The organism is Chromobacterium amazonense, from assembly GCF_001855565.1.
Classification (GTDB): Bacteria; Pseudomonadota; Gammaproteobacteria; order Burkholderiales; family Chromobacteriaceae; genus Chromobacterium; species Chromobacterium amazonense.
This window is the reverse complement of the sequence record NZ_MKCR01000034.1, coordinates 35,313-54,455: the sequence shown is the minus strand read 5'-3', so window position 1 is coordinate 54,455 and position 19,143 is coordinate 35,313. Positions and strand designations below refer to the sequence as shown.

Here is a 19,143-nt window from a genome sequence, read left to right as displayed (position 1 = left end):
TGCTGTGGAAGTTGCCGGTAATCGATACCGTGGCGCTGGTTTGGGTCGAGGCGGCGGTATCGCTGAGCGTGATGCCACTGTCCACCGCCACCGTGTTGCCAGTACCGGAGCTGTAAGCGCTGCTGCCGCCGCTGGCGGTCAGCGTCGGCCCCGGAAAGTGAAAATTGATGGCGTTGATGCTGCCCACCCCCACCATGCCGGTAATAGTATGGCCCGATGCCGCCAGCACCCGGAAGGAGTCTATGCCTTGGAAGGCGCTATTGCCGGAAACGTTGAAAGTCACCAGCGTGCCGCCGCCCTGCAGCACATCGCCAACGTTCTGGCTCAGCACGGCGCCAGACACCGCCGAACCGTTCAGATAGCCGACCAACTTGACGCTGCCGCCGGTGGTGCCCGAGTCGTAGCCATTGAGCACCACGCCGATGGAGTTGAGGGTGAACAGGCTACTGTCGTTGGGCTTGACGCTCAGATAGGTGATGGGGATGGTGCCATCGGAATAGGCATCCACCGTTTCCGCGGTGCTGGGTTTCTCGACAATGATGGACTGGTTGCCGTTATTGGTCTGGCCCAGCTGCATGACGAAGTTCCAGCCATTCAGGTTGGTTGCCGTGTCCGTGCTGCCAGACGGGTTGTAGACCGCGCCATCCAGATTGTCGAAGGTGGTCGTGCCGCTGGTCGGCTGCGTCAGCAGACCGTGATAGCCCGGCAGGTCCAGCTCGGCCACGTCCAGGCGACCGGTGACGTACTCCAGCGTCCAGTCGCCGCCCAGGCTGGCGGCGCCGGTGGCGTTGGTGGAAGCGGCCGTCACCCGGCCGCTCTCCCGCGCGATGGCGTTGACCAAGGCCGCGCCGTCGCTGCCCTCGGCCACATCGCAGCCGTACAGCAGGATGTCGCCCCCCGGACGCAGTGCCTGGCCTATAACTGCCAATTCTGCCTGATGGCTGGCGACATTGGCGGTGGTCAGCTCCGTGGTGCCCAGCTGCAGATCGTTTTCCTGGCCGTGCGAGATGATGTGGATGGCGCCGTAGCCGCTGTGGGTTTGCGCCCACTGCGCGATCTGCGCCAAGCCGTCCTTGCTGCTGTCCAGAATCACCACCTGATAGCCGGACGGCAGTTGCGACACCAAGCTTTGCAGATTGGCGACATCGTTTTCGACGAACACCACCTGCGGCGCGTTGGCGGACGCGGTCCGCACGCCGCCGTCTTTTGGACCCGCAGCCGGGGCGGCATGGGATTCGGCCGCGGCGCTGGGCGCGGCCGGAGGCGGCGCGGCCTCGCCGTGTCGTTGCTGGGCGGAGGCATCCAGCACATTATGCATCTCTCCGACATGCTGAGCCGCATGGCCCAACGAAGCCGCCACCGCGCCGTCGAACATCATTCTGGGCTCCAAGGCCTGCAGCAACAGACGATTGGACGAACGCTCCGTGCCGCGAGACTGCGCTTGCGGTTTTGTCGATTTCCACCATGCCATGACCATTCTCCCGACAACACACCCGGAGCCGTTTACAAAGCCGCGCGCCACCTCATTCACGCCAGCGCCAACCGTTCAAGCACCAGTTGCGTCTGGCGGATAGGATTTGGCTGCCGAGTCTTTGTCCCGTAGCGACTCACACTGATCAGTATGTGTTCAATTATGATGAATAGACTATTTTCACTCGTTAAAAAATGTTATATGCGTAAAGGGGCTTTAGCTAAAATTACTTAGCCGACCTGAACATACCCAGCAAAAAATGCCAACTTGCAGCAGAAACACGCATCCCGTATCGTGCGCATACGTTTTCAAGGATGCCCGATGACCGCCACCCCGCTTTACTGCTCAGAACCCGTCCGCCTCGACGCCGCACGCCGCCTCGCCGCACGCTTCCAGCTGCCTTTGGTGAAAGCGCGTCCGACAGACGGCTATTGGCTGGAGCTGAACGGCGAGCGGCTGGCGTTGCTGACCACCGGCAAGCACGGCGCGGTGTATGCCGAATTCGTCGAGGGCGCGGCGCGCCATCGCCGCGAGCAGGGCGGCGGCCGCGGCCAGCCGGTAGCCAAGGCGGTGGGGCTGAAAGGAGCGAAGGATTTGCCCTATGTGGTGGATGCCACCGCCGGCCTGGGCCGCGACAGCTTCGTGCTGGCCAGCCTGGGCTGCCGGGTGACGATGGTGGAGCGCTCGCCGGTAGCGGCGGCGCTGCTGGCCGATGCGCTGGAGCGGGCCGAACGCGACGAGGCCACCCGCGACATCGCCGCGCGCATGGGCTTGGTGCACGCCAATTCGCGCGATTGGCTGAGCGGCCTGGCCGAGACCGAGCGTCCCGACGTGGTATTCGTCGATCCGATGTTCCCCGACACCGACAAGAAATCCGCCGCCGCCAAGAAGGACATGCAGGCCTTCCAGCGTGTCATTGGCGACGATATGGACAGCGCCGAGCTGTTGGCCGCCGCCATCGCCGCCGCCAAAGTGCGCGTGGTGGTCAAGCGGCCGCGGCTGGGCGCGCCGATAGCGGGCGTCAAACCGTCCGCCGTGCTGGACGGCAAATCCACCCGCTTCGACCTCTACGTGATCAAGGCCCTGGCCTCAGGCTGAATGCGCGGCGCGGCTGTCCGGCGGCGCCTGTTCGCGCGCGGTCATGCCGTAATCGCGCAGCACCGCCGCCACCCGCAGCCGGTAATCGGCGAACAGCCCTCCCCTTCCCGCCGCCTGCGCCATCCGGTGCGATTCCAGATTGCGCCAGGCGGCAAGCGCCGCCTCGTCGCGCCAGAACGACAAAGACAGCAGCGTATCTGGCCGCGCCAGGCTTTGAAAACGTTCGATGGAGAGGAAGCCATCCCTATGCTGGAGCGTTTCCGCCAGCCGCACGGCCCAATCCAGATAGCCATCCCGCCCGCCTTCGGCCAGCGTCACTTCAAAAATCACCGCGATCATCGCATCTCTCCTGCGCCGAAACGGCGTATCCGCGCATTGGGCAGATGGCGGTAGCGAATAGAACCGGCCAGAGCCGCCCAATCCGGCCGCGCCGACTCAAGCGCCGTCAGCGCGCCCTTTGCGATGGCGAGCGCCAGCCGCTCGCCGGGACAACCATGGCGGCTCCGGCCAAAATCCATCGCCTCGCCCGGCCCTGCCGGGTCCTGCGCCGCGGCGGCCAGCAACACCAGCACCACATCGCCGGGAAGCAAGCGCTGCCCTGCCAACTCGACCTCCTCGGCAACAAAGCGGCGGGTGTGATGCAGCACCGGATCAGCCCGCAGCCGACGGTTCCATTCCTTGTCATCGTTGCCATCCCACGGCGCGCCGCAGCGCCAGGCCATGCCGGCCGATATCAACCCCGCGCCGGCGTCGAAGCTCTGGAACAGCATGCCCGCCAGATTGGCGTGCAGGCTGGCCTCGCCGAGTTCGGCAAACGCCTGGCGCCACGCAGCCAGCCAGCCCGAGGCCGGCAAGCAAGCCAACTGCGCCAGCAGGTCACGGCAAGCCGCCTCGCCCCGCGCTCTCGCCTCCGCATCGGCATCCGCGGCCAGGGCGCGGGCGAGCGCCGCCACTTGCGCGGCCACCTGGCCACGCGCCGGTTCCGGCCAACCCAGCAAGGCCGCCAGCGTCGCCGCCGGCAGATAATCGGTCAGCGCATCCAAACGCTTGCCCGTCACCGCCCCCTCGGCCAAGAATGCCGCCGCCAATTGACGCGCGCAGGCCTGCACCGCGGAAAGCGGCATCGCGGCAAACGCCGCGCCGACGGCGGCGCGCAATGGCGGATGCCAAGGCGATTCGCTCATGCGCAGCCAGCGGCCTAAGGTATCGCCCATTCGCGAACCCGCCCATATGGCAGGCACCGGCTCGCCGGGCGGCCGCACCCGGCAGGCGGGACTGGCCAGCACGGCGGATGCCGCCGCGTGCGACGCGGCCAGCCATAGGCCCAGCCCTTCGTCGCGCGTCCAGCCCTGGCGCGCCAATTCGCGGTAGTAAGGATACGGATCGGCATGGCTGGCGGCGGCCAGCGCATGTTCCGGCCAGGCGCTCATGCCGCGTCTCCCAAGTATTGCCGCCGCGCCTGGTTGACGCAGCGCTCGCGCGAGCTGGCGGCCCGCTCATGCGGCGCGAACAGCGCGGCCGCCTCGTCCAGCACATCCACCGCCCGGCGCAACAAGGCCAGCTCGTCCGCCGGCAGGGCGGCGCGGGTCTGGCATACGGTCAGGCGGTCGATCAAGGCGACAGCCGCGCTCTTGGCGGCAATCTCCTCCACCCGGCCATGGCGGGTGCACACCCCATACGTGCCGGCCAGGAAATGCGCCCACTCCGCGTCCAGACAGCCATCTGCCGCATCGGCCAGCCCTTGCGCAGCCAGACGGGCCCACTCCGCCCGATAACGGCGCTCGAAACGCGCGCGTAGCGCCGCCACGTCGGCGCGCTGCGCCTCAATCAGCCATTCCGCCGTCGCCAGCGGATACCAAGCCAACTCGCCATCCAGCGCTTGCTCGCCGAAATAAGACGCCACCACGCCCGAACAGCGCAATGCATAGGATGGCAGCGGCGTTCTCCCTTCACGCTGTAACTGGGCCAATCGCTCCCGCGACAGGCCACTGCGATGCAGTAGCTGCGACTCACTCAAAAAATGGGCTTGCAAATAATTCAACAAGGCCTGCATGACGGAACTCCTTGGCTAGCGCTTTCGATGCCGCTATCGTAGCCAGCCATCCCATATGATGTTTCACGCTGGAGTGAACCATGAGCAACGGCGCCCACCTGCCCGACATCAGCCGCCTGGCCAGCCTGCTGTCCGATCCCGGCCGCGCCCGCATGCTGCTTCTATTGCTGGACGGCCGCAGCTATCCGGCCAGCGAGCTGGCCCGTCATGCCGGCCTCAGCGCGCAGAGCGCCAGCAACCATCTGGCCAAACTATTGCAAGGTGGAGCCGTGAAAGTGGAGCAGCATGGCCGCCACCGCTACTACCTGCTCGCCAATGCCGCCATCGCCCAGGCGCTGGAAGCCTTGAGCGCGGCAGCCCATGGCCATGATCTGCAGCGACCGCGCGCGGCCAGCCCGATTTCGCCGCAGCTCAGGCTGGCGCGCACCTGTTACGATCACTTGGCGGGCCGATTGGGCATCGCCATTGCCGACGCGATGCAAGCGGATGGGCTGTTGCTGCTGAATGAGGAAAGACAGTTCGAGGTCACGGCGTCGGGACGGCGCTGGTTCGCCGTTACCCTGGGGGTAACGGCGCCAAGCGGCGGCAAGCGGCCGCTGGCGCGCGCCTGCCTGGACTGGAGCGAGCGGCGGCCGCATCTGGCCGGCGCGTTTGGCGCTGCGCTGTGCCGGGAGTTTCAACAGCGCAATTGGGTGGAGCGGCGGCAGGACAGCCGCGCGCTGCGCGTCACGCCGGCCGGGCAAGCCTTTCTGCGCGAGCAGTGGGGCATCCGGCCGGAGGCGCTGACGGAATCGGACTAATAGAAAGACGTGGCGGAAAGCGTGCTCGGCTGCGGAAACACGCGGAAAGCGCGAAAAACGCAGTAGCAAACCAACAGCCGCCGTCCCTCCGCCCCAGGTAGCCGGCCTTCGTCCGTGTTTTTCGTGTATTTCGTGGCTAAATCGGTTTTTCAGGCGGTCAGTCGCTCGGCGAAGCCTTCCGGAATCGCCGGCCTGCCGCGCTCGTTGATGGCGGTGCCGATGATCAGCCCCTCCAGCGCTACCTTGCCATCGGCCTGACGAATCACTTGCTGACGGAAGCCGAAGCGGACCCGCGACACCGGCTCGAAAGCCACGGTGACGACGAAGGTGTCGCCGCTGGTCAGCGAGGCCTTGTAATCCATCTCCGATCGCACCACCACCAGATTGATCTTGTCGCGGGCCAGCGCGGCGAAGTCTATGCCCTTGGCCAGCAAAAACTCATGACGGGCATGCTCCAGGTAGTTGAAATACACGCCGTTGTTGACGATGCCCTGCATGTCGCACTCGTAATCGCGCACTTTGAATTCAACGGAAAAGACTGACATCAAGCGGTTCCCTGTTTCGAAACGGTGAAGCGTCCGCCCTCGCGGACCAGCCGCTTGGACGCCAACGATGGCAGGGAGTTTCGCAGAGCGGCGGCCGGGGAACCAGCGTAGCCATTCGGTTTCAGCGTTTGGGAAAGGCCGCCGGCGGCGCGGCTCGGCGCCATTCCACCTTGGGCGGCGCCTGCAGGGCGGTGCGGCCCAGCAACCAGGCCAGCCAATTTTCGTTGCCGGAGAAGATCATGACAGCCGCCTCCAGCCATGATGGCGCAGGCGCTGCTCCACCGCGGTGGCGGAGCGGCGGCAAGCCAGCACAGGAATGCCCAGCGCGGCCGCGCTGTCGCGATAATTGCGCATCACATTGTGGCCGAGGAAGTCGGTCAACAGGATCAGCAGATCCGGCCGGCCAGGCAGCGGCGCGCGCCGTTGATGCGCGACATTGCGTCCACAAATGTGGCGGGCGATGCGGATATCATAGCTCCGCAACACTTCCGGAATATTGCCCAGGCTATCCGCCCCTACCAGCAACGCTTCCATCTTGCCTCCTTGCCGCGCCACGCGGATTCAGGTGATGAAACGACTGTAAAACGCTTTTTAAATTTCCCCTAGCAATATTGAGTGAAAAGCTAATCACGTTTGAGCATATAGCGCCTCTCGGCGGCCCTTACGCTCGACAGCCCCGTAAAAACCGGCTACCCTGCCCGCCCCGCGCACGCGCGCCTAAGCTACTGATTTGTCTATACAAATGAATGCCGTTGTACTAGCCGTGGGCGCCATGCTCACCCTGACTCTGTTGCGTACCCACGTCGTCATCAGCCTGCTGCTGGGGGCGCTGATCGGCGGCCTGGCCGGCGGGCTGTCGCTGTCTTCCACCCTGGCCGCGTTCAATAACGGCATCACTGGCGGCGCCTCGGTGGCGCTGTCCTACGCCCTGCTGGGGGCCTTTGCCGTCGCCATCGCCAAGTCCGGCCTGCCGCATGCGATGGCTGATCTGGCCGTGAAAAAACTGGAGAACCACAGCGCGCACGGCAAGTTGAAGTGGACGCTGATCACGCTGCTCGGCTGCGTCAGCGTCGCCAGCCAGAATCTGGTGCCCATCCACATCGCCTTCATCCCGATGCTGATCCCGCCGCTGCTGTACGTGATGGCGCGGCTGCAACTGGACCGCCGGCTGGTGGCCTGCGTGCTCACCTTCGGCCTGGTGACGCCTTACATGGTGTTCCCGGTGGGCTTCGGCGACATCTATCTGAAGCAAATCCTGCTGGGCAACGCCATCAAAGCCGGCATGGACACCTCGGGCATCAACGTGATGCACGCGATGGCGATACCGGCGCTGGGCATGGTGGCCGGCCTGCTGTCGGCGGTGTTCGTCAGCTACCGCAAGCCGCGCCGCTATTCGCTGGGCAAGATCGAAAACGCCGAGCGCACCCACGCCCGCGTCAGCCGCAAATCGCTGGCCACCGCCTGCGCCGCCATCGTCGCGGCCTTCTCGGTGCAGCTGTATACCGGCTCGATGATCATGGGCGCGCTGTCCGGCTTCCTGCTTTTCCTGGCGACGGGGGTAGTCAAATGGAAAGACGCCGACGGCGTGTTCAACGAAGGCATGAAGATGATGGCGATGGTGGGCTTCACCATGATCACCGCCCAGGGTTTCGCCGAGGTGCTGCGCGCCAGCGGCGAGATCGCGCCGCTGGTCAAGGCCGGCGCCGCGCTGTTCGAGGGCCAGCGCTCGCTGGCGGCCCTGGCGATGCTGGCCATCGGCATGACGGTGACGCTGGGCATCGGCTCCTCGTTCTCCACCGTGCCCATCCTCACCGCCATCTACGTGCCGCTGTGCGCGCATCTGGGCTTCTCGCCGATGGCCACCGTGGCCATCATCGGCACCGCTGGCGCCTTGGGCGACGCCGGCTCTCCGGCCTCGGACTCCACCATGGGGCCAACCTCCGGCTTGAGCCTGGACGGCCAGCACGACCACATCCGCGACACGGTGATCCCCACCTTCCTGCATTTCAACCTGCCGCTGATGGCGGCAGGCTGGATAGCTGCCATGGTGTTGTAGAATGGCGGGCATGAACACCGAAAACGAAAACCGCGTCGAGGCGCTGGAAGTGCGCCTCGCCTTCCAGGACGAGCTCTTGGACGCGCTCAACGCCACCGTCGCCCGCCAGCAGAAGGAAATCGACCTGCTGCAGCAGCAGATCCGCCTGCTGTACCAGCAGTTCAGGAACGCGCAGCCGGACGACGCGCCCGGCGGCTCGCTGCGCGACGAAATCCCGCCGCATTACTGAGCGCGCGGCGCCGCAAGTCAACCGCGCCTGCGAGAAGGCGTGAGGAATGCATCAGCCATATGCGCCCGCACCGGCAACGGTTCGGGCGTTTTCATACCTGAAGCCTATGCAGCATCAATGCTAAGCAAATTCGATTTATTGATTAAAAACATATTATGCAATTTAATTTTATAGAATAAAAAACCACAAAAGGCTGCAGACAGATAGATCAGTAGCCTCCCGGCCATCGCTATCGCTAAGCTCAGTCCATCCACCGCCATCGGCGGCCTCCAACCCCACAGCCGGGAGACACTTCATGACGCTGGTCCGCCGTCTCTGCCGCCTCGCCCAACCCTGTTGATCTCTTCCCCCATCACAGGAGTTGCACATCATGGCGCACAACACTATCGCAGTGAACGTTCCGGCCAAACAGGAAATCGAAGCCGTCAACGGCGTGATCAAGCAGCTGAAGGAGTATCAGTCCAAGAATTGGGCCATCGGCCTGAATGGCGACAATCTGGCGCCGGATAATTTCCTGGCCTTCTTCACCGAACGCCAGCTGCCGTTCAGCTACTATGTCCGCGCCCAAGGCGTCAGCGTCGGCGAGCCGGCGGCCTATCAGATCAACATCGACACGCTGAACCACTACATCGCGCTGATCCGCAGCGCCGAGGGGCTGGCCGTGCATGGCGTGATCGAGCAGTTGAACCGCTACAAGGCCAACAACTGGGCGATTGGCTTGAACGGCACCACGCTGCAGCCGGATGATTTCCTGCCCTTCTTCGACACTCGCGCCGTGCCTTTCGCTTACTACGTGCGCAGCGGCAGCGTCGAACTGGGCGCCCCGACCGCCTACGAGGCCAACATCAAGGCGCTGCAGCAATATCTGAGCAGCCTGTAGCCTCGCCGTTACCGCCAGACCGGCAGCACGCCGGTCCGGCGGTTTTCCATTTCACTCCTCCCGCCTGCGCCGCCGCGACACCGAAGCCTCGATATTCTTGCGCCCGATCAGCGCGGCCGGCTCTGGCATCGTCGGCTTCTTTTCTTCCGCCAGCCACTTGTACATCACCAGGCAGTCCACCAAGCCTTGCGTCGCATGGCGATAGGCGCGCGGCAGCCGGCCGACGATGTCGAATCCCATTTTCTGCCACAGCGCCACCGCCGGCGCATTGCAGGCCACCACGCTATTGAACTGCAGGGCCAGAAAGCCGCGCGCCCGCGCGCGCTGCTGCGAATGCTCGCACATGGCGCGGGCCACGCCCTTGCCGCGCGCGGCCGGCGACACCATATAGCCGCAATTGCCGACATGCCCGCCCGGGCCGGCGGCATTGGGTTTCAGAAAATAGCTGCCCAGGATCTCCCCCTGCTCCTCCGCCAACCAAGTCTCCAGCGGCGTTTCGCACCACAGCCGGCGGGCGCTGGCTTGGTCCATCTCGGGATCGAAGGCATAGGTTTCGCGCGCGGCCACGATGTCGCGGAATATCGGCCAGAACGCCGCGAAATCCTGCGGCGCCATCGGTCTGATCTGCATCTTGTCTCCCGTCTTCATGTCATGCCACGTTTTGCGCGCGGGGATGCGGCGCGGGCTGCGTCATCTTGCCCGACAACAGGCTGGCGCCGGCGATCAAGGCGCCGCCGAGCCACTCCTGCAGCGTCATCGCTTCGCCGGCCAGCAGATAGGCCGATATCGCGGCGAACACCAGCTCCATCAGCATCAGCGTCATCGCCTGCGTCGCCGGCAGGATTGACACGCCGTTTTGCGAAATCACGCTGGTGCACAGCAACACCACCCCCAAAATGGCCAGCACCAGCCAGCTCTGCGGCGGGATGGTCAACATGCTGGCCAGCTCGCCGCTCTGGAACAGGCTGGCCGCGCCAAAAAACGCCACGCCGAACCAGATGGTCGCCGACTTCACCGGGATTGGAATGGTGTGCAGCCTGCGGCTGATCACGTTGCCGAAGGCGAAAGCCATGCCGCCTGACAGGGCCAGCCATTCATAGCCCTGCGTCAACGGCAAAGCGCCGGACAACAAGCCAGGCCGATAGAGGAAGACAAAGCACCCCAGCAGGGACAGCGCCACCACCAGCCAGCCGCTGCGGGTCAGCTTCTCATGCAGCAATAATCGCGAAAACAGCGCAGTCCACAGCGGCGACAGGTAAAACAACAGCAGCACGCGCATCACCTGCCCCTCGGCCACCGCCAGGGTGTAGCTGAAGTTGCACCAGCCAAATACCAGCATCAGCAACAATAGGGGCGGCTCGAAACGAAACTGCCGCCGGTACAGCTTGAAGAACAAGGTCACGCCCAGGGCAATGGTGATCAGATACGTTCCCAAGGAGGCCATAGGCACGCTGACGCCCTGTTGGCTGAGGCTGCGGAACGGGTACCACATCAGCGCCCATACCAGCGCAGTGGTGAGGATGCCGGAAGTGGCGAGAAATTTTTGTTTTACAGGTGTCATCGCTGTTCTTAAGATGGTCGATTGCCGTGCCGATTTTTTTGATGGAGAGACGCCTTGAACCCCCGCCTGGCCCAATTGCATCCGTACCCGTTCCAAAGGCTGGCCGCGCTGCTGGCTGGCGCCGAGCCGCCATCCGAGCTGCCGCACATCAGCCTGGCGATGGGCGAGCCCAAACACCCGGCGCCGCAGTTGGTGAAGGACGCGCTGTGCGCCAACTTGGCCGGCTTGTCCGGCTATCCGGCCACTCAGGGCACCCCGGCCTTGCGCCAGGCCTGCGCCGACTGGGCCGAGCGCCGCTATGGCGTGGCGCTGGACCCGGCGCGCCAGGTGCTGCCGGTCAACGGCAGCCGCGAGGCATTGTTCGCGCTGACGCAGTGTTTGATCGACGCCAGCGGCGGCGACAAACCGGTAGTGATCTCTCCCAATCCTTTTTACCAGATTTACGAGGGCGCGGCACTGCTGGCCGGCGCCGAACCGTACTACCTGAACTCCGAGGCGGCGCGTCGCTTCCAGCCTGACTGGGACAGCGTGCCGGACAACGTCTGGCGCCGCGCTCAGTTGGTGATCGTCTGCAGCCCGGGCAACCCCACCGGCGCGGTGATGGGCCTGGCGGACTGGGACAAGCTGTTCGCGCTGTCCGACCGCTACGGTTTCGTGATCGCCAGCGACGAGTGCTATTCGGAAATTTACTTCGACCAGCCGCCGCTGGGCGGCCTATCCGCCGCGCACGCGCTGGGCCGCGGCCTGGACAGGCTGGTGATGCTGACCAGCCTGTCCAAGCGCTCCAATGTGCCCGGCATGCGCTCCGGCTTCGTCGCCGGCGATGCCGCCATACTGGAGAAATTCCTGCTGTACCGCACCTACCACGGCAGCGCGATGAGCCTGACGGTGCAAGCGGCCAGCATCGCCGCCTGGAACGACGAGGCGCACGTCGAGTCCAACCGGGCGGCCTATGCCGCCAAATTCGCCGCCGTGCTGCCGCTGTTGGCGCCTGTGCTGGACGTCGCCATGCCGGATGCCGGCTTCTATCTGTGGGCCAAGGTGCCGGACGGCGACGATGTCGGCTTCGCCCGCGCGCTGTTCGAGCAACAGCACGTGACGGTGCTGCCCGGCAGCTACCTGGCCCGCGACGCCCACGGCGGCAATCCCGGCCGCGGCTATATCCGCATCGCGCTGGTGGCGGAACCGGCGGAATGCCTGGCCGCGGCGCGCAGAATGGCCGCGTTCTGCCGCAGCCGCCAGCCGGCCAGCTCGGCCTGAGCTTTCGAACCACCCCGACCAGATTGAATGATTTAGATGACGACTTCGATTCACATTGCCAAAGGACTGAACCAGATGCATCCGATCCAAAGCCTGATCGAGCAGGCATTCGAGAAACGCGCCGAAATCACCCCCGCCACCGTATCGCCGGAACTGAAGGCCGCCATCGAGCAGGTCATCGCCGAACTGGACAACGGCCATCTGCGCGTCGCGGAGAAACACGGCGACGATTGGGTGGTGAACCAGTGGGTGAAGAAAGCCGTGCTGCTGTCCTTCCGCATCCGCGACAACGCCGTGCTGGACGACGGCGTCAACCGCTACTTCGACAAGGTGGACACCAAGTTCGCCGAGTGGAGCCAGGCCCGCTTCCAGGAAGCCGGCTTCCGCGTGGTGCCGGGCGCCGTGGCGCGCAAGGGCAGCTTCATCGCCAAGAACACCGTGCTGATGCCGTCCTACGTCAATATCGGCGCTTATGTGGATGAAGGCACCATGGTGGACACCTGGGCCACCGTCGGCTCCTGCGCCCAGATCGGCAAGAACGTGCACCTGTCCGGCGGCGTCGGCATCGGCGGCGTGCTGGAGCCGCTGCAGGCCAACCCGACCATCATCGAGGACAACTGCTTCATCGGCGCGCGCTCGGAAATCGTCGAAGGCGTGATCGTCGGCGAAGGTTCGGTCATCTCGATGGGCGTCTACATCGGCCAGTCCACCAAAATCTACGACCGCGAAACCGGCGAAGTAATGTACGGCCGCGTGCCGCCGGGCTCGGTGGTGGTATCGGGCAACCTGCCTTCCAAGGACGGCAGCCACAGCCTGTACTGCGCCGTCATCGTCAAGAAAGTGGATGCGCAGACCCGCAGCAAAACCAGCATCAACGAGCTACTGCGCGGCGTGTAAACCACTGGACGGGCTGGCCCTGCCGGCCCGTCATCTCCCCTCGGCTGCGGCCGCCCGCCGGGCACGCGCCGGCCCGCGCTGTCAATCAAACCATGTCAATATGGTTGATGCTGCGTCAATTTTGCACTTGGTAACATAGCTATATTTGGCGCTAAGCCGCCAACGCTATAAAATCCGGCTATTCGCGTACGGAATAGCACGCTCCCATAAAATCGGCCCGCCCGGCGATTGCCGTGTACTTCCCTTCGCGTCGCAGCTCCGTTCCGCCACCGCGGCGCCAACGGCGGAATTTCGCCGTCCAGCCGGGGTCATACAGCGGACTCTCCTTGCAAGCTGTTTGGAAATTTCGTGTCCTCAGACTATTTCATTGAATTCAGGAACGTCAGCTTCGCCTACGGCGACCGGCCCATCCTGAAAAATCTCACTCTCGGCGTGCCGCGCGGCAAGCTGGTCGCCGTCATGGGCGGCAGCGGAAGCGGCAAGACCACGCTGCTGCGATTGATCTCCGGCCAGATCCGGCCGCAATCCGGCCAGGTGCTGATCGACGGCGCGGACATCGCGCGGATGAGCAAGGCCGAGCTGTACCAGCACCGCCGCCGCATGGGCATGCTGTTCCAGTTCGGCGCCCTGTTCACCGACCTCAACGTGGCGGAGAACGTCGCCTTCCCGCTGCGCGAGCACACCAAGCTGCCGGAAAGCATGATCCGCGACCTCGTCACCCTGAAGCTGGAGGCGGTGGGCCTGCGCGGCACCCAGCAGCTGATGCCGGCCGAGCTGTCCGGCGGCATGGCGCGCCGCGTGGCGCTGGCGCGCGCCATCGCGCTCGATCCGCAGCTGATGTTGTACGACGAGCCGTTCACCGGCCTGGACCCGATCTCGCTGGGCGTGATCGCGCTCTTGATCAAGAAACTCAACGACGCGCTCGGCACCACCGCCGTGATGGTGACGCACGACGTGCACAAATCGCTGGAAATCGTCGACCACGTGCTGTTCGTCGCCGGCGGCCAGGTCATCGCCCAGGGTTCGCCGGACGAAGTGCGCAATTCCGATTCGCCGTGGGTGCGCCAATTCGTCAACGGCGAGGCCGACGGCCCGGTGCATTACAGCTATCCGGCCGCCACCGCCCTGGCGGCCGACCTGGGCCTGCAAGGAGGCGCGCATGCTTGATTGGATGACTTCGCCGCTGCGCCGTCTCGGCCACCTCACCATCAACGGGGTGTGGCGGCTCGGCTTCATCAGCCGTTTCCTGCTGGCCATCCTGGCCAACAGCGGACAGAGCCTGCTGCGGCTGCAACTGACCATACGCGAGATCTACTTCGCCGGCGTGATGTCGCTGATCATCATCGTGGTGTCGGGTCTGTTCGTCGGCATGGTGTTGGGCCTGCAGGGCTACACCACGCTGGTCAAGTTCGGCTCCGCCGACGCGCTGGGCGCCATGGTGGCGCTGGCGCTGCTGCGCGAGCTGGGCCCGGTGCTGGCCGCGCTGTTGTTCGCCAGCCGCGCCGGCAGCGCGATGACGGCCGAAATCGGCCTGATGAAAACCACCGAGCAGCTGGACGCGATGAGCGTGATGGCGGTGGACCCGATCGCCCGCGTCGTGGCGCCGCGCTTCTGGGCCGGCGTGATCTCCATGCCCATCCTGGCCGCGCTGTTCAACGTCGTCGGCGTGTTCGGCGGCTATCTGGTGGGCGTGGTGATGATAGGCCTGGACGCCGGCACCTTCTGGTCGCAGATGCAGGGCAATGTGGACCTGCACTACGACGTGATCAACGGCCTGATCAAGAGCCTGTGCTTCGGCGTCGCCGTCACGCTGATCGCCGTGTTCGAAGGCTACGACGCCAATCCGACCGCCGCCGGGGTGTCGGCCGCCACCACCCGCACCGTGGTCACCTCGGCGCTGGTGATCCTGGCGCTGGACTTCGTGCTGACCGCCTTCATGTTCTAGGAAAAAAACGAATGAAACGCTCTACCATTGATCTATGGGTCGGCATCTTTGTCGCATTGGGCATTGCCGCCGTCACCTTCCTGTCGCTGAAAGTGGCTAATCTGACACCGCAAAGCGCCGCGCAGACCTATGTGGTGTACGCCGACTTCGACAACGTCGGCGGCCTGAAGGCGAAGGCGCCGGTCAAGGAAGCCGGCGTGGTGGTGGGCCGCGTAAGCGATATCCGGCTCGACCCCAAGACTTACCGCGCCCGCGTGGCGATGAACATCGACAAGCAGTATCTGCTCAGCGACGACGTCAGCGCCTCCATCCTGACCTCCGGCCTGCTTGGCGAGCAGTACATCGGCCTGCAGCAGGGAGGATCGGAAAACAATCTGGCGCCGGGCGGCACCATCACCATCACCTCCTCGGCCATGGTGCTGGAACAGCTGATCGGCAAATTCATGACCGGCTTTACCGGCAAGGACAACAGCAGCCAGTCGAAATAAACGTCCGGCCTTGGCCGGCCCTCACGCGGCGCCGACGCCATGATGGCTGCCGGCGCCGCAAGATTCGCGAAAATGGAATATTGAAAATGAAAAAACTGTTTACCCTGTTCTGTCTCATGCTCGGTCTGTCGTCCGCCTCCGTGCTGGCGGCTTCCGACAATCCGGTTGAAATCATCAAGGACGGCTCGCGCCAAGTGCTGGACATCCTGAAACAGGACAACGGCAAGAACACCAAGCAAGTGCGCCAGCAAGCCGAAACCGTCGCCGTGCCGCTGTTCGACTTCCCGCGCATGACCGCGCTGGCCGTCGGCCTGGGCTGGCGCCAGGCCACCCCTGAGCAGCGCGAGCAGCTGACCCAGCAGTTCCAGACCCTGCTGGTCCGCACCTACTCCTCCACCATGACCCGCTTCAAGACCGCGCAGGTCAACGTCCAGCCCAATCCGATCGTCAGCGCCAACGGCAAGGATGCCACCGTCAAGTCCAGCGTGACCCTGCCGGGCAACGCCAACCCGGTAGCCGTGGACTACGTGATGTACAAAGGCGACAAGGGCTGGAAGATCTACAACGTCAGCGTGGAAGGCGCCAGCCTGGTCACCGTGTACCGCAACAGCTTCAATGAGGAAATCCGCAAGACCGGCGTGGACGGCCTGATCAAGCTGCTGCAGGACAAGAACGCCGCGCCGGTTGCCGCCGCGCCCGCCGCCAAGAGCAAAGGCTGATGCTGAACCATACCGCACCTGGCGCGGCCAGCCTGTCCGGCCGCATCGACATGGCCAGCAGCGGCGCCGTGCTGGCGCCGCTGGCCAGCCTGGCGGCGCAAGGTCCGTTGCGGCTGGACCTATCCGGGATCGAAGCCGCCGACTCCGCCGCGCTGGCGCTGCTGCTGGAGGCGCATCGCGCCGCCGCCGCCGCCGGCCATAGGCTGACCTTGATCGGTGTGCCGGCCGGCCTATCCTCACTGGCCAGCCTGTACAATCTTGAACCGCTACTATCCTCCGGAGAGTGACATGCGTCGCGCACGCACCCTTGCCGTCGCCGCCACCTTGTTGCTGGCCGGCTGCGCCAGTAATCCCAGCGCCGCCTACGATCCCTATGAGCCGTACAACCGCGCGATGTTCACGGTCAACGACAAAGCGGACCAGTGGGTGATCAAGCCGGTGGCCCAAGGCTATCAGGCCGTAGTGCCCTCGCCGCTCCGCACTGGCGTCAGCAATTTCTTCGACAACCTGAAGGACGTCTACAGTTTCGCCTTCAACGTATTGCGCGCCGAACCGGAAAAAGCCGCCAACGACTTCATGCGCGTGGCGATCAATACCGGCTTCGGCTTGTTCGGCCTGCTCGACATCGCCACGCCAGCCGGCCTGAAGAACAACAAGACCACCTTTGGCGACACCTTGGCCGCCTGGGGCTGGAAAAACAGCAACTACTTCGTGCTGCCGTTCTTCGGCCCGTCCACCGTGCGCGACAGCGCCGGCCTGACCACCTCGCTGGCCGGCCCGGGTCCGGAAAAGCTGATCTATCACAACACCAACGAAGCCATCGCCTTCTATAGCGTGTATGGCGTCAGCACCCGCGCCAAGTATCTGGGCGTGGACAATCTGCTGGACACCGCCGCGGTGGACCGCTACAGCTACACCCGCGACGTCTACATGCAGCTGCGCGCCAAGCAGCTGGGACAGCCTGACCCGACCCAGCCGACGGACAACCTGAATCTGGACGAGCTGATGGACAGCCCAGGCGGCAAGCGCGACAGCTCCGCTCCGGCGGCTCACGCCGTCGACGCTTCGGCGCCGGCTAGTTCTGTCAAAGCGGTGGCCTCGGCCGCCCAATAAGAGTGGCTAACAAATATCAGTTTCACGGCTGAGGCAAGGCGCGCCGACGCAGGCAGTACTTGAGTACGACAAGCCGGCGCAACGCAGCATCAGGATTTTTGTTAGCAGCTCTAAGGCCCGACCGCCCCATACAAGCGCGCCGCCCCCAGGACGGCGCGCTGTTTTTTGCCGCTCATGCCCCCGCGCAAACACGCGGACCAGCAGCCCTTGCGCCAGTAAGGTTACAATACCCCGGCCGCCACGCGCCTTTCGCGCGCGGGCGGCTGTTTTTCATTCTTTATTTGTCAGGAAACACCATGAGCCAATTGCCCGCCTGTCCGCAATGCGGATCGGAATTCACTTATCAGGACAGCGCCTTGTTCGTCTGCCCGGAATGCGCCCATGAGTGGTCCGGCGAGACCGCCGCCGCCTCGGAAGAAGCCCGCGTGGTGCGCGACGCCGTCGGCAACGTGCTGCAGGATGGCGACAGCGTCACCGTGATCAAGGATTTGAAGGTCAAGGGCTCGTCGCTGGTGGTAAAGGTCGGCACCAAGGTCAAGAATATCCGCCTGGTGGACGGCGACCACGACATCGACTGCAAGATCGACGGCATCGGCGCGATGGGACTGAAGTCAGAGTTCGTCAAGAAGGCCTGAGCCGCCTCCAGGCCGGTGCGCCTGAAACGAGAAAACGCCGTGCTCCCAAAGGAGACGGCGTTTTTTCGTCTACGCAAGCGTAATGCGTTAGCTGACGCGTTCGATCAGCGCGCCGACGGCGCCCAGCTTCTTCTCGATGTACTCGTAGCCGCGGTCCAGGTGGTAGATGCGGTCGACGATGGTTTCGCCCTCGGCCACCAGGCCGGCGATCACCAGGCTGGCGGAGGCGCGCAGATCGGTAGCCATCACGGTGGCGCCGGACAGCTTTTCCACGCCCTTGACGATGGCGGTGTTGCCTTCCACTTCGATGTTGGCGCCCATGCGGTTCAGTTCCGGCACGTGCATGAAGCGGTTTTCGAAGATGGTTTCGGTCACCACGCCGGCGCCCTCGGCCACGCAATTCAGCGTCATCAGCTGCGCCTGCATGTCGGTCGGGAACGCCGGGTACGGCAAGGTGCGGAAGTTGACGGCCTTGGGGCGCTGCTTCATGTCCAGCGAAATCCAGTCGTCGCCGCACTCGATCAGCGCGCCGGTTTCGCGCAGCTTGTCCAGCACCGCTTCCATGCTCTTGGGCGCGGCGTTCTTCAGCACCACGTGGCCGCGGGTCATCGCGCCGGCCACCAGGAAGGTGCCGGCCTCGATGCGGTCCGGCATCACCGCGTATTCGGCGCCATGCAGTTTTTCCACGCCTTCGATCACCAGCTGGTCGGTGCCGATGCCGCTGATCTTGGCGCCCATCGCCACCAGGCAGTTGGCCAAGTCGGTCACTTCCGGCTCGCGCGCGGCGTTTTCCAGGATGGTGGTGCCTTCGGCCAGGGTGGCGGCCATCAGCAGGTTCTCGGTGCCGCCCACGGTCACCATGTCCATCACGATGCGGGCGCCGCGCAAACGCTTGGCGCGCGCCTTGACGTAGCCGTGCTCGATCGACACTTCGGCGCCCATCGCCACCAGGCCCTTGATGTGCTGATCGACCGGGCGGCTGCCGATGGCGCAACCGCCGGGCAGGGACACGGTGGCTTCGCCGAAGCGCGCCAGGGTCGGTCCCAGCACCAGGATGGAGGCGCGCATGGTTTTCACCAGATCGTACGGCGCCACCAGGCTGTCCAGTTGCGAGGCGGTGATTTCCACTTCGTGCACGTTGTCGGTCATCACCCGCACGCCCATGCCTTGCAGCAGCTTCTGGGTGGTGGCGATGTCGCGCAGCATGGGCACGTTGGTGAAACGCATGGTGTCGGCGGTCAACAGGCCGGCGCACAGGATGGGCAGCGCGGCGTTCTTGGCGCCGGAAACGCGGATCTCGCCGTTCAGCGGGCCGTTGCCGATGATTTTCAGTTTGTCCATTTTTCTAAAACCTCATAAACCACGCACGAGCCAGCAAACAGAAAAGATTCGG

General features: G+C 64.6%; 23 protein-coding genes. 14 read left to right on the top strand and 9 right to left on the bottom strand.

All coding sequences use genetic code 11. The features are described from left to right. Nucleotides 1–1,471: DUF4347 domain-containing protein (locus tag BI343_RS18565; RefSeq protein WP_139165788.1), on the bottom strand; the 1,471-nt coding region annotated here is incomplete at its 3' end. Between the two features lie 321 nt (nt 1,472–1,792). Here BI343_RS18565 and BI343_RS18560 point away from each other — a divergent pair. Further along, a complete protein-coding gene (locus tag BI343_RS18560) occupies nt 1,793–2,569 on the top strand; it encodes a class I SAM-dependent methyltransferase (protein WP_071110847.1) in 777 nt (258 codons plus the stop codon). Here BI343_RS18560 and BI343_RS18555 read toward each other — a convergent pair. The 3 genes from BI343_RS18555 to BI343_RS18545 are packed head-to-tail and all read right to left on the bottom strand — an operon-like array spanning nt 2,561 to nt 4,622. Beyond that, a complete protein-coding gene (locus BI343_RS18555; RefSeq protein WP_071110846.1) occupies nt 2,561–2,908 on the bottom strand; it encodes an antibiotic biosynthesis monooxygenase family protein in 348 nt (115 codons plus the stop codon). The genes BI343_RS18560 and BI343_RS18555 overlap by 9 nt on opposite strands. Then, a complete protein-coding gene (locus BI343_RS18550; RefSeq protein WP_071110845.1) occupies nt 2,905–3,999 on the bottom strand; it encodes a cytochrome P450 family protein in 1,095 nt (364 codons plus the stop codon). The genes BI343_RS18555 and BI343_RS18550 overlap by 4 nt, the downstream gene beginning before the upstream one ends. Next, nucleotides 3,996–4,622: a DUF6058 family natural product biosynthesis protein gene (locus BI343_RS18545; protein WP_071110844.1), complete on the bottom strand. Its 627-nt coding sequence runs from the start codon at nt 4,620–4,622 to the stop codon at nt 3,996–3,998. Before BI343_RS18545 ends, BI343_RS18550 begins: the two co-directional genes overlap by 4 nt. Nucleotides 4,623–4,702: 80 nt before the next feature. Between BI343_RS18545 and BI343_RS18540 the strand changes: the two genes are divergently transcribed. After that, entirely contained in the window at nt 4,703–5,422 is a 720-nt protein-coding gene (locus tag BI343_RS18540; protein ID WP_071110843.1) for an ArsR/SmtB family transcription factor, read from the top strand. 149 nt (nt 5,423–5,571) lie between these two features. Here the strand turns inward: BI343_RS18540 and BI343_RS18535 are convergent, their stop codons facing one another. Next, complete coding sequence (locus tag BI343_RS18535; RefSeq protein WP_071110842.1) at nt 5,572–5,967, bottom strand: acyl-CoA thioesterase; 396 nt, start codon at nt 5,965–5,967, stop codon at nt 5,572–5,574. Nucleotides 5,968–6,204: 237 nt separating this feature from the next. Continuing rightward, nucleotides 6,205–6,501 (bottom strand): DUF2325 domain-containing protein, encoded by a 297-nt coding sequence (locus BI343_RS18530; protein ID WP_043626803.1) that lies wholly within the window; start codon nt 6,499–6,501, stop codon nt 6,205–6,207. 208 nt (nt 6,502–6,709) lie between these two features. Between BI343_RS18530 and BI343_RS18525 the strand changes: the two genes are divergently transcribed. From BI343_RS18525 to BI343_RS18515, 3 genes are all read left to right on the top strand, one after another. Continuing rightward, nucleotides 6,710–8,023, top strand: a complete 1,314-nt coding sequence (locus BI343_RS18525) for a Na+/H+ antiporter family protein (protein WP_043626806.1) — start codon at nt 6,710–6,712, stop codon at nt 8,021–8,023. 1 nt (nt 8,024) lies between these two features. Next, complete coding sequence (locus BI343_RS18520) at nt 8,025–8,252, top strand: SlyX family protein (RefSeq protein ID WP_083341072.1); 228 nt, start codon at nt 8,025–8,027, stop codon at nt 8,250–8,252. Between the two features lie 370 nt (nt 8,253–8,622). Further along, a complete protein-coding gene (locus BI343_RS18515) occupies nt 8,623–9,132 on the top strand; it encodes a hypothetical protein (protein WP_071110841.1) in 510 nt (169 codons plus the stop codon). A 51-nt stretch (nt 9,133–9,183) separates the two neighbouring features. Here the strand turns inward: BI343_RS18515 and BI343_RS18510 are convergent, their stop codons facing one another. Then, complete coding sequence (locus BI343_RS18510) at nt 9,184–9,762, bottom strand: GNAT family N-acetyltransferase (protein WP_071110852.1); 579 nt, start codon at nt 9,760–9,762, stop codon at nt 9,184–9,186. 19 nt (nt 9,763–9,781) lie between these two features. After that, the gene (locus BI343_RS18505; RefSeq protein ID WP_071110840.1) at nt 9,782–10,693 is read right to left on the bottom strand and encodes a DMT family transporter; all 912 of its coding nucleotides are present in this window, start codon (nt 10,691–10,693) and stop codon (nt 9,782–9,784) included. A 54-nt stretch (nt 10,694–10,747) separates the two neighbouring features. Between BI343_RS18505 and dapC the strand changes: the two genes are divergently transcribed. From dapC to BI343_RS18460, 9 genes are all read left to right on the top strand, one after another. Next, complete coding sequence (dapC, locus tag BI343_RS18500; protein ID WP_071110839.1) at nt 10,748–11,953, top strand: succinyldiaminopimelate transaminase; 1,206 nt, start codon at nt 10,748–10,750, stop codon at nt 11,951–11,953. A gap of 75 nt (nt 11,954–12,028) precedes the next feature. Next, nucleotides 12,029–12,850, top strand: a complete 822-nt coding sequence (gene dapD / locus BI343_RS18495) for a 2,3,4,5-tetrahydropyridine-2,6-dicarboxylate N-succinyltransferase (protein WP_071110851.1) — start codon at nt 12,029–12,031, stop codon at nt 12,848–12,850. Nucleotides 12,851–13,198: 348 nt separating this feature from the next. Continuing rightward, nucleotides 13,199–14,017, top strand: a complete 819-nt coding sequence (locus tag BI343_RS18490) for an ABC transporter ATP-binding protein (RefSeq protein WP_071110838.1) — start codon at nt 13,199–13,201, stop codon at nt 14,015–14,017. Continuing rightward, the gene (gene mlaE, locus BI343_RS18485; RefSeq protein ID WP_071110837.1) at nt 14,010–14,795 is read left to right on the top strand and encodes a lipid asymmetry maintenance ABC transporter permease subunit MlaE; all 786 of its coding nucleotides are present in this window, start codon (nt 14,010–14,012) and stop codon (nt 14,793–14,795) included. Before BI343_RS18490 ends, mlaE begins: the two co-directional genes overlap by 8 nt. Before the next feature lie 11 nt (nt 14,796–14,806). Beyond that, nucleotides 14,807–15,283 (top strand): outer membrane lipid asymmetry maintenance protein MlaD, encoded by a 477-nt coding sequence (mlaD, locus tag BI343_RS18480; RefSeq protein ID WP_043626823.1) that lies wholly within the window; start codon nt 14,807–14,809, stop codon nt 15,281–15,283. Nucleotides 15,284–15,369: 86 nt separating this feature from the next. Continuing rightward, nucleotides 15,370–16,002 (top strand): MlaC/ttg2D family ABC transporter substrate-binding protein, encoded by a 633-nt coding sequence (locus tag BI343_RS18475; protein WP_043626826.1) that lies wholly within the window; start codon nt 15,370–15,372, stop codon nt 16,000–16,002. Then, nucleotides 16,002–16,289, top strand: a complete 288-nt coding sequence (locus BI343_RS18470) for an STAS domain-containing protein (RefSeq protein ID WP_071110836.1) — start codon at nt 16,002–16,004, stop codon at nt 16,287–16,289. The genes BI343_RS18475 and BI343_RS18470 overlap by 1 nt, the downstream gene beginning before the upstream one ends. Nucleotide 16,290: 1 nt before the next feature. Further along, a complete protein-coding gene (locus BI343_RS18465; RefSeq protein WP_071110835.1) occupies nt 16,291–17,115 on the top strand; it encodes an MlaA family lipoprotein in 825 nt (274 codons plus the stop codon). A gap of 296 nt (nt 17,116–17,411) precedes the next feature. Beyond that, nucleotides 17,412–17,750: a zinc ribbon domain-containing protein YjdM gene (locus BI343_RS18460; RefSeq protein WP_071110834.1), complete on the top strand. Its 339-nt coding sequence runs from the start codon at nt 17,412–17,414 to the stop codon at nt 17,748–17,750. A gap of 87 nt (nt 17,751–17,837) precedes the next feature. Here BI343_RS18460 and murA read toward each other — a convergent pair whose 3' ends face one another. Further along, nucleotides 17,838–19,091 carry a UDP-N-acetylglucosamine 1-carboxyvinyltransferase gene (gene murA / locus BI343_RS18455; RefSeq protein ID WP_071110833.1) on the bottom strand — a complete coding sequence of 418 codons (1,254 nt, stop codon included), beginning with the start codon at nt 19,089–19,091 and terminating at the stop codon, nt 17,838–17,840. Between the last annotated feature and the right edge of the window lie 52 nt (nt 19,092–19,143).

Coding starts and splice junctions, on each gene's coding strand:
- BI343_RS18560 (WP_071110847.1), top strand. CDS start 1,793: ATGACCGCCACCCCGCTTTACTGCTCAGAACCCGTCCGCCTCGACGCC.
- BI343_RS18555 (WP_071110846.1), bottom strand. CDS start 2,908: ATGATCGCGGTGATTTTTGAAGTGACGCTGGCCGAAGGCGGGCGGGAT.
- BI343_RS18550 (WP_071110845.1), bottom strand. CDS start 3,999: ATGAGCGCCTGGCCGGAACATGCGCTGGCCGCCGCCAGCCATGCCGAT.
- BI343_RS18545 (WP_071110844.1), bottom strand. CDS start 4,622: ATGCAGGCCTTGTTGAATTATTTGCAAGCCCATTTTTTGAGTGAGTCG.
- BI343_RS18540 (WP_071110843.1), top strand. CDS start 4,703: ATGAGCAACGGCGCCCACCTGCCCGACATCAGCCGCCTGGCCAGCCTG.
- BI343_RS18535 (WP_071110842.1), bottom strand. CDS start 5,967: ATGTCAGTCTTTTCCGTTGAATTCAAAGTGCGCGATTACGAGTGCGAC.
- BI343_RS18530 (WP_043626803.1), bottom strand. CDS start 6,501: ATGGAAGCGTTGCTGGTAGGGGCGGATAGCCTGGGCAATATTCCGGAA.
- BI343_RS18525 (WP_043626806.1), top strand. CDS start 6,710: ATGAATGCCGTTGTACTAGCCGTGGGCGCCATGCTCACCCTGACTCTG.
- BI343_RS18520 (WP_083341072.1), top strand. CDS start 8,025: ATGGCGGGCATGAACACCGAAAACGAAAACCGCGTCGAGGCGCTGGAA.
- BI343_RS18515 (WP_071110841.1), top strand. CDS start 8,623: ATGGCGCACAACACTATCGCAGTGAACGTTCCGGCCAAACAGGAAATC.
- BI343_RS18510 (WP_071110852.1), bottom strand. CDS start 9,762: ATGCAGATCAGACCGATGGCGCCGCAGGATTTCGCGGCGTTCTGGCCG.
- BI343_RS18505 (WP_071110840.1), bottom strand. CDS start 10,693: ATGACACCTGTAAAACAAAAATTTCTCGCCACTTCCGGCATCCTCACC.
- dapD (WP_071110851.1), top strand. CDS start 12,029: ATGCATCCGATCCAAAGCCTGATCGAGCAGGCATTCGAGAAACGCGCC.
- mlaE (WP_071110837.1), top strand. CDS start 14,010: ATGCTTGATTGGATGACTTCGCCGCTGCGCCGTCTCGGCCACCTCACC.
- mlaD (WP_043626823.1), top strand. CDS start 14,807: ATGAAACGCTCTACCATTGATCTATGGGTCGGCATCTTTGTCGCATTG.
- BI343_RS18475 (WP_043626826.1), top strand. CDS start 15,370: ATGAAAAAACTGTTTACCCTGTTCTGTCTCATGCTCGGTCTGTCGTCC.
- BI343_RS18470 (WP_071110836.1), top strand. CDS start 16,002: ATGCTGAACCATACCGCACCTGGCGCGGCCAGCCTGTCCGGCCGCATC.
- BI343_RS18465 (WP_071110835.1), top strand. CDS start 16,291: ATGCGTCGCGCACGCACCCTTGCCGTCGCCGCCACCTTGTTGCTGGCC.
- BI343_RS18460 (WP_071110834.1), top strand. CDS start 17,412: ATGAGCCAATTGCCCGCCTGTCCGCAATGCGGATCGGAATTCACTTAT.
- murA (WP_071110833.1), bottom strand. CDS start 19,091: ATGGACAAACTGAAAATCATCGGCAACGGCCCGCTGAACGGCGAGATC.